Source organism: Paraburkholderia sp. SIMBA_054, assembly GCF_046534875.1.
Taxonomy (GTDB): Bacteria; Pseudomonadota; Gammaproteobacteria; order Burkholderiales; family Burkholderiaceae; genus Paraburkholderia; species Paraburkholderia hospita.
In genome coordinates, this window is sequence record NZ_JAWRXV010000001.1 from 470,802 (window position 1) to 478,042 (window position 7,241).

Annotated in this window: 7 protein-coding genes; 4 read left to right on the forward strand and 3 right to left on the reverse strand. The window is 57.2% G+C overall.

Going from position 1 to position 7,241, the window contains the following annotated elements; translation table 11 throughout:
• Window positions 1–22: 22 nt before the first annotated feature.
• Together SB822_RS02670 and SB822_RS02675 are read left to right on the forward strand one after the other, a co-directional pair.
• Window positions 23–367: a hypothetical protein gene (locus SB822_RS02670; RefSeq protein WP_410854075.1), complete on the forward strand. Its 345-nt coding sequence runs from the start codon at window positions 23–25 to the stop codon at window positions 365–367.
• A 565-nt stretch (window positions 368–932) separates the two neighbouring features.
• The gene (locus SB822_RS02675; RefSeq protein WP_410854076.1) at window positions 933–1,079 is read left to right on the forward strand and encodes a hypothetical protein; all 147 of its coding nucleotides are present in this window, start codon (window positions 933–935) and stop codon (window positions 1,077–1,079) included.
• 579 nt (window positions 1,080–1,658) lie between these two features.
• Here SB822_RS02675 and SB822_RS02680 read toward each other — a convergent pair.
• Window positions 1,659–2,645, reverse strand: a complete 987-nt coding sequence (locus tag SB822_RS02680; protein ID WP_410854077.1) for a hypothetical protein — start codon at window positions 2,643–2,645, stop codon at window positions 1,659–1,661.
• A gap of 703 nt (window positions 2,646–3,348) precedes the next feature.
• Between SB822_RS02680 and SB822_RS02685 the strand changes: the two genes are divergently transcribed.
• Window positions 3,349–3,885, forward strand: coding sequence for a hypothetical protein (locus SB822_RS02685; RefSeq protein WP_410854078.1), 537 nt, complete (start codon window positions 3,349–3,351; stop codon window positions 3,883–3,885).
• A gap of 91 nt (window positions 3,886–3,976) precedes the next feature.
• On the opposite strand, the gene SB822_RS02690 is transcribed toward SB822_RS02685, so the two are convergent.
• Window positions 3,977–5,497 carry a hypothetical protein gene (locus SB822_RS02690; protein ID WP_410854079.1) on the reverse strand — a complete coding sequence of 507 codons (1,521 nt, stop codon included), beginning with the start codon at window positions 5,495–5,497 and terminating at the stop codon, window positions 3,977–3,979.
• A 449-nt stretch (window positions 5,498–5,946) separates the two neighbouring features.
• On the opposite strand from SB822_RS02690, the gene SB822_RS02695 reads away from it, so the two are divergent.
• The gene (locus SB822_RS02695) at window positions 5,947–6,453 is read left to right on the forward strand and encodes a hypothetical protein (RefSeq protein WP_410854080.1); all 507 of its coding nucleotides are present in this window, start codon (window positions 5,947–5,949) and stop codon (window positions 6,451–6,453) included.
• A gap of 107 nt (window positions 6,454–6,560) precedes the next feature.
• Here the strand turns inward: SB822_RS02695 and SB822_RS02700 are convergent, their stop codons facing one another.
• On the reverse strand, window positions 6,561–6,776 hold the full coding sequence (locus SB822_RS02700; RefSeq protein ID WP_410854081.1) for a hypothetical protein: 216 nt from the start codon (window positions 6,774–6,776) through the stop codon (window positions 6,561–6,563).
• Window positions 6,777–7,241: the final 465 nt, after the last annotated feature.

The window sequence follows — 7,241 nt, forward strand, 5'->3', positions numbered from 1 at the left end:
TGCTTTTGTTGTGGAGAATGTAATGCTGGCATACGAGAAGGCGAAGAAGCTCCATGAGTGGCTGAAGGAGCGGGCCGACGCAACCGTTGCGGAGATGGTCGCCTCCGGTGTTTTATCGAAGACCGACGTCCGAAGCGCTCTGGACTACGGGACACGCAGAGGCGTGTTTGAGTCTGCGGAACACGATGGCCGGGCTCTGAACGCCAGGGTCAGCTACTCAACGACCGGCGTTCCATTGCTGGCGCCTGAGCGCGAGAAGGGGAGAGGACCAGTTGCGTCGTTTGAGGGACTGCAGGCAGCCTTTGGAATCGCGCTTTACCCTCCTCGCGTCACAGGCCTCGTCACTCGCCGCTACACTGTGGAATGAGCCGTTTCGCGGATTAACGAGGCGCTGACGTGGGGCTGCCAGCTAACTGCTTCAGGGTCTGGCGAATCTCATCAATCGTGTTCGCATAAAGCCGTAAATGGTCCGTTTCGCCATTTGGCGAAAATTGCTGTCGCAGACGAGCGAATTACGGGGTGCTTTTCTGTCGAGGCGTTTTATGGTAGTTCCGTTTGCACCGATTCGACTTCGTTCGCGCCAATTTAATATACAGGCAGGCTGTCGTATATAGACCCATTTGGCGCGCAAAATCGCGCGCCAATTTGTCTCTACGAACGGGGGATTTTAGATAAAGCAGAGGCTTGCGGGTCGCGTCGGCAAAGGGGATTTTGACCGGATTTTTGCTCTGGGTATTGGGTCCCGGAACGCGTCGGCGCAGTCGGTGAAGATCAAACAATGAATAGGGCGGGGAGGGGGCACGTGGATGACAGAAAGAACATATAAAGCCGCACGGCGTGTCGACATACAGAACCACGATCAGGCCGGCAGATGTCCCCGAGTAGCCCTGGACGTCCTTCAGCGCTTCGGAGCGTCCCACGAGGCTTGCGACATGGATAAAGAAGAAGCGAAACCAGTTCTGCAAACTGGTTTCGACGGAGTTCAGCCAGTCCATACGGCAAAGGCAACCCAGACGGACCCGAAGCGGATCAATTTTCGAGCCGATGAATACGGTGATCGAACAGCGAGTGGTCCTTGAAAATTCGATTCCTGTCCTTGTGGCAAACAGGAAATTCTAGAGATATACCACACAGGGATAGACGTTCAGATGACATCGGGTTGGGAACCGTGACATACTACCGGCCTCTCAGGTTCTGGCACGGCCCTCGGAATGGCCAGAATCCTTCAAAGCCGACGCGTCAGCGCGTTGGCTTCTTTTTTGGGCGCATCACGCAGATCGCCATCGTCTCGCGCCGCGTTTGCATTCATGTTGCGGGCTTTCGGCCCACGTTGCGTCTATCGGTGACGACGCTCCTCGGTCTCCCTTAGCACCATTTCCTTCGGCAAACCTGCTGCCCGGGCAAGCACCAGTTCTCCCACGATTTCGCCGTTTTTTTTCAATTGGTTCGTCCCGCTTCCTGGCCCTTCCAGACCAGCGGTACGCGGCGAAGCGCCAGGCATGACCTTCGTTATTTTGTCTGGCGAAAACAGCTGACACCGCATTTGTTCTTCAAGGCGAGCAGGTGTTGGAGGTCGAACCAGTGTCATTTCAGGAGATGCTCAGCCCGAACACAGAGCAGGGATTCGACTCGTTAGCTCACACATTTCGGTATCCAGATCAGGGTGGCGTCAGCAGTTTCACCTTCAGATCGTCGTACACGGCGACGACGAAACCGTATCCTCTCTGCAAATTCCGCACGCTTCGGTCAATGGCTTCAAGTGCAAGCACTCGCTTCTCCGCGTCCGGAAGGCTCTGTATCGTTATTTCGTCCAGGGACTCGCGTAGCTTCATGCGTGGAACGTTACCGCGCTGCGTGCGCGCATCGAAAAGGCTGACAGGATGCGAGGCCTGCAAGAAGTAATCGTGGATCGTTTCCACGAGCGGCTTCAAATTCGGGTCTTCGTTCGCATACAGCAACCGAGCTTTCTCGCGAAGCGAGGCCGACAACAACGCGTCGCGTTCTATTTCCACGAACACTGGATTGTCCCGATTGATGGATATCGCGGGATCGGCCACACGGGCGTAATAACGCCGGTAGCTTTCCAGATAGTCCTTGTGCACCGCTTCGAAATCAGCAAAAGCTGGCGCGACAAAGTCGGTGAACGTGTTTCGATTCAGCTTCTCCCGACGGTCGACCAACTGAATTAGCCGGTCGATGACGGCCACGAAGGCCGCAAGGCTCTCTGCGATCATGCGTGATCCTCTCTGTCGCCGCGTGCTGCCTTTTGTCGGATCACCGTCTGCGGGCGAGAAAGCGTCTGGCGAAAATGCCAGCTTTCGCGGTGTATGGCCATAATAGGGAAATATACCACTCGCACCAATCTCGTAAACCAGCAGTGCGCGAGCTCTTTCACCGACCTGTTTCCGCGTCAATCCGAGTGTGCGTCGTCGATTCTTCGCGCGTGCGCCGATTTCCTGCCTGTCGTTAGCCGGCATGTTGAGACGATCAGGTGCGACAACAGGGGTCGGGCGGGGCGTGAACACCGGATCGGGCAGGACTTTGCCGTCAGGAGACAGCAGCCATCCCGCAGGGGCATGGAGAGCGCTTTCCCGCGCCTCGAGCTTGGCCGCCCTCATGCTGTCCGGTAGCAGGCCAGAATCCAAGCGCGAGATCGTGGGTGACTGAAATCCAGCGGCGCACCCCGGAGGAGGCTGACGCATATTGGGCTTCGCACGCCGGGCAGGAAGCGTACTCGGGTGCAGACTGACGATGCTGGGGTGGTAGTTGGAGCGTCGACAGAGGAGAGAGCGTCGGACATTGGGCCGACACCCATGCCCTTTCGGTCCGAAAGGTTACGCATCTCGCTGTTGCACTGTCAGCGCGCAAGACGCGGTACACAGTAGCGGAGTTCCGTCGTTTGTCACGACTGCGCCCAACGTAGTGAGGCCGTCCGGAAGTAGTACGTCATGGTGTCCGCCGCTGCGCGGCTTATGTGCCCGCCTCATCATGCTCGGCGCCGCCCGATGACTTTGTTTGGCCCCACGACATCCGGTGCCGCTTGACGGTCTCACTGTGCCGCTCATCATCTTCCGTATGGAGGTAGAGCGTCGTGGTGTTTAGCGAGGCGTTCCCCAGATTGTCGCGCACGATTCGAATGCTGGATCCGCCGGTCGCCGCCGCGGTCAGCAAAGCGCACGCCCGACATAGCTCGGCGGTTCGAGACCATTGCTGGTGTCCCGCGGGGATATGTTGCAGACTTCGGCGTTCTCGAGTCGGGAACAACCGCTCTTGTCGAGAAAATGACGGTTTTTCGATGGGCGCGTACGACGATAAGCGCGAACGGCGCCACAAACCCTGAGGTTAAAAATGTCGGTCCGAATAAAGAACTATCCCCATAACGACCTGATGTCGTTGGCACACCACCACGTTACAACGATCAGGGAGAAGCTCGAGGGGGGGCGAGAGGACGGGATAAAGCTCGATTGCATGAGCGCGCTCATTGCTATGGCCTTCGCGGCTGAGGCGCTTATCAATTTCGCCGGCGCTGAGAAGGTTTCAGCGTGGAACGAAAGGGCGAGTTACCACGAGAAGATGCGTAGGTTGCGCCGCAAGATCAACATCTCCACAGACCCCGCGACGCAACCCTGGCTGACGCTCGTAATGTTGAAGGAAATCCGCAATCAGCTCGCGCACGGGAAGCCCAGCCGGTCGACAGCGCGCGTAAAGACGAGAAGCGAGCTCACTGCAGCGATGGCGTCCCCGTGGGATCAGTACTGCACCCCAGAAAACGTGGAAGAGGCCTTCGCGAATGTCAGGGAGTTTCGAAGACTTCTCTTTGCTGCGGCGCGGATTTCCTTAGGCGCATCGTTTAGCTCGGCAACTGGTGGGCTTGACGCGATCTGACAACGTGGTCGCACCTGCGGCGCGGCGTTGTCGCAGGCCGCAGCGAGAACGTGAATCGGCCGTCCGAATTGCCCGATTCTGGGACGGCGGGTCAGCCTCGAAAGTCGAAGCTTGCGAGCAAGCTCGATACCGCTGCATCGAACGGCGCTGCAAACTGCCCCTGTCTTTTCGGGTCGAGGACGGGGACCCCCTCTATCAGTTTCCACTCTGTGCTGCCCAACTCCTCGCTCAGTCGCTTTTTTAGAGCGATAGGCAGGCCGTGGCTGAGTATCGCAGATAGGACAACATCCACCAGAAAGCCGATCCATGCTGTTACGCCGAGAAACTTTAGTGCGGTTCCCACTCCTACCACTACCGCTACATATTCGCCCATATCCGCCTGTTTAAGAGTCGGTTTCAAACTGACCGTGCCAGAATTGCTAACGGACGGATAGAAGCCGAGTTGGAGATGAGCTTTGGACCCGACCATTGGCTGAACAATTGCCCAGCCGATTGGCACACGCAGGCCCTTGAACAGTTCCATGTCGCAATATGCGCTTACTGACACATCAAGGTCGAAATCGAGCAAGAGGCCCCCGCCGGTTAGGTCGATACCGAGATTCTGGTTCTTGAACCCGACGCTCGCTTCGGCCCGAAAGCCGATTGTTCCATCGTCTGTCGCGACCATTTTTACTGCTGGCATTGTCATTGGCACAAGCTTTTGAGCAAATTCCAGCGGGATGTACAGTCCGACTAGCCCTTGTTGATTTGCGATCCGAAGCCCGAAATCTCGCAGAGGATCCTTGTTATCCGCTACTGGTCCTCCCAGCCGCACGGTTCCAAGCTGGTCGTTTGGCTTGGGGTCTGCCGGTACGGTTTTGGTGACAGTCGTTCCGGTCACCTCGAAGTCCGGGCCTTCAGTGCAGGCGCACCGCGAAGACGAGTTGGTAGCGACGTCGTCGGAAGGAAGGATACCCAAGGCGTCGCCGCCAGCCAGAACGGCAAGCTTCATTGATGAGCCGAAATTGATGGCAGGAAACAAATCGGACAATGCCAGTTCACTTCGACGCGCAAGGGCGTTTGTCACCGATTGAGACACTACGCCGTACCCTATGTGGCCCTCGACGCGGGCGGCCTCGAGGGGATCGATATTTGCCTGTGCTAACAGGGCCTCGGCGCCGTCCACGCGCTTGATGTCTCTCGCGACCAGAAAATTCGCGCCTTCCAGTATCAACGAATTGTTCTCGGCCCTAAGGTGCGTCCGCGTCTCACTGAATTTCATCGTCAGAGTCGAGATGACGGTTTTAGGACTGGGGTCTTTCGGGTCACCCGTGATGAAGAGCTCAACCCTGACGGTGAACGGGGATCGGATAACAAGGTCGACCTCTCTATCCGGAGAAAGCGGGTTTTGTGCGTTCTCGAATGCAACGGTAGGAGGAGGGGAGTCCCAGTTGAGGTCGAGGAGCCTCGCGCTTAGCTGTCCGTTTCCCGTAGTGATCGGCCTGTTCGCGAGCAATTTACCGAGATCTATAAGGCGTTCGAGCGTTAGTCTGCTGAACGCCTGGATCGTCACATATCCGGCTGGAAGATTTTTGGACAGGCCAGCGAGTTCGGTGTGGATTTGATTGGACATTTGTTCGCACCAGTTGGTTGTTCTACCTGTTGTAGTCACCATCGCCATAGCGCAAGCTAGCTTTCGTATCTGTAATGTGCGGAAGGCAACATTGGCGGCTATTGGGAAAATGCGGGTTACCTGCGCCAGAGCCGCCGCGTAACCTAGGTATGAAAAGCGTGGGCAGGGCCGAACCGCCACGAGGGGGACCGTGCGCGGAGGATGCTCGATAGTCACGTGCGTGGCCTTCTAGCTGGCAAGCGTCGCGGATTGTGCGTCCCCTACACGAAAGTTCAACGCCACGAACGCGCGCCGGCGTCGGCGGATTTTGGGCCTGCAGCGCGTGGCCGAGCGGTCCGCAACGACAATCGCGCGATAGCCCGTTTGCATTATTGATTCCAACGCTTGCGTGTTGCCAGGCGGGAGCCTACTGTGTTTGACAAACAGGAGCGTCGAAGGAAGGAGGGGGTATGGTAAAGCAGCTGGCTCACGAAAAGGACATGGGCTCCTACTCCTTGTTCGTATGGCGCGACGCGATGGAACTGACGTCGCTGCTGGAGGAAGACTTCACGGCATCCGAGGTTTTGGAGTCTTTTGAAAAACTTTCGGACGAGCAGCGGCGCGCGTTCGAGCTTGAACACGAAGACACGATCATCCAGATCCTAGGAAAGACGGTCTCTCAGCGACGCACCTTCCTTAAAGCGATGCTCAAATCACATTCAAACGATTGCTGCGGGTTGCTCCTGGTTTTTGCGGCGATAGCGCAGGTAAGAACGATGGAAATCATCGAACTGAGGGACCGGTATCGTGCCGTTCTGGCTCCAGGTCAAGGCAATCGCGACACGGCGGCCGGGCTTTACGGGTTCTACCGAAACATGACAAAGCTGCCAACTTATGAGTGGCCGTTTGAGGTATTCGACGCGTATGGTGGCTACTCAGGTCTCGATAGCGCCGAAGAGGATGATGACAGCGCATAGGACGCCTGCAGAGGCCTTCCCAGGTCTGACCGGAGCTGAGCATCGGGGGAGAGGAATGCGTCGTCGCCCGCCGGCCGCTATGGCCTCTGTGCGCAGTTCGCGACAGCCTACTCAGCGAACCAAGCCAGCGCGATGCGTCGGAGCGTTGCTCTCTCGGCGTCGGTCAGGGTTTGGCGCCCCATCTTTTCGATATCTTTGAGTTGCTCTTCAGAAAGCGGATTGGCGATGTTCATCATCGCGACGGTCTTCACAAACCCGACGATCGCCTTCGAACTGGCGCCATTGAGTCCCGCTGGCATGTTCAACGCATCTGCTTCTGGCATAGACTGGTCCGGTAGGAAAGGGTGCAGTAACCACGTCTCAGCGATTCACGATTAGCCGAAGTGCTGCGTCTTGTCCGCCTTGGCCTGCCACGTCCGGCGCTCGCTCCGAAGCAAACGGATGATGACGGCGATGCGTTGCGCCATGAGTTTGTTGGACGCGACTCGCGGCAAGGCGACGACGGCGTTGGTAGGATCATCCGCGACAAAAGGCGCCAACGCAAACTCGGCGAAAATCGCTGACAATAGGAGCAAGGCTGTTTAAAGCGTTTTGTCGAAGACCCGTATAGAACAGGTTTGAGTGGGACCACAGAGGTGAGGGTTCAAGGGCACAAGAAGCCCGTCAGAGTAGGCCGACGCGTACTGGGCAACTTAGACTTGACCATACAACGTAAGCCCCCGGCAATGTCACCTTGAACCGACAGGACGAGGAAGCGACGATCGTGTCCACCTATTTTTTAAGTGGAC

Bases quoted from the DNA above. Each gene is read 5' to 3' on its own strand.
- SB822_RS02670 (WP_410854075.1), top strand. From the start codon at position 23: ATGCTGGCATACGAGAAGGCGAAGAAGCTCCATGAGTGGCTGAAGGAG.
- SB822_RS02675 (WP_410854076.1), top strand. From the start codon at position 933: ATGGATAAAGAAGAAGCGAAACCAGTTCTGCAAACTGGTTTCGACGGA.
- SB822_RS02685 (WP_410854078.1), top strand. From the start codon at position 3,349: ATGTCGGTCCGAATAAAGAACTATCCCCATAACGACCTGATGTCGTTG.
- SB822_RS02690 (WP_410854079.1), bottom strand. From the start codon at position 5,497: ATGTCCAATCAAATCCACACCGAACTCGCTGGCCTGTCCAAAAATCTT.
- SB822_RS02695 (WP_410854080.1), top strand. From the start codon at position 5,947: ATGGTAAAGCAGCTGGCTCACGAAAAGGACATGGGCTCCTACTCCTTG.
- SB822_RS02700 (WP_410854081.1), bottom strand. From the start codon at position 6,776: ATGCCAGAAGCAGATGCGTTGAACATGCCAGCGGGACTCAATGGCGCC.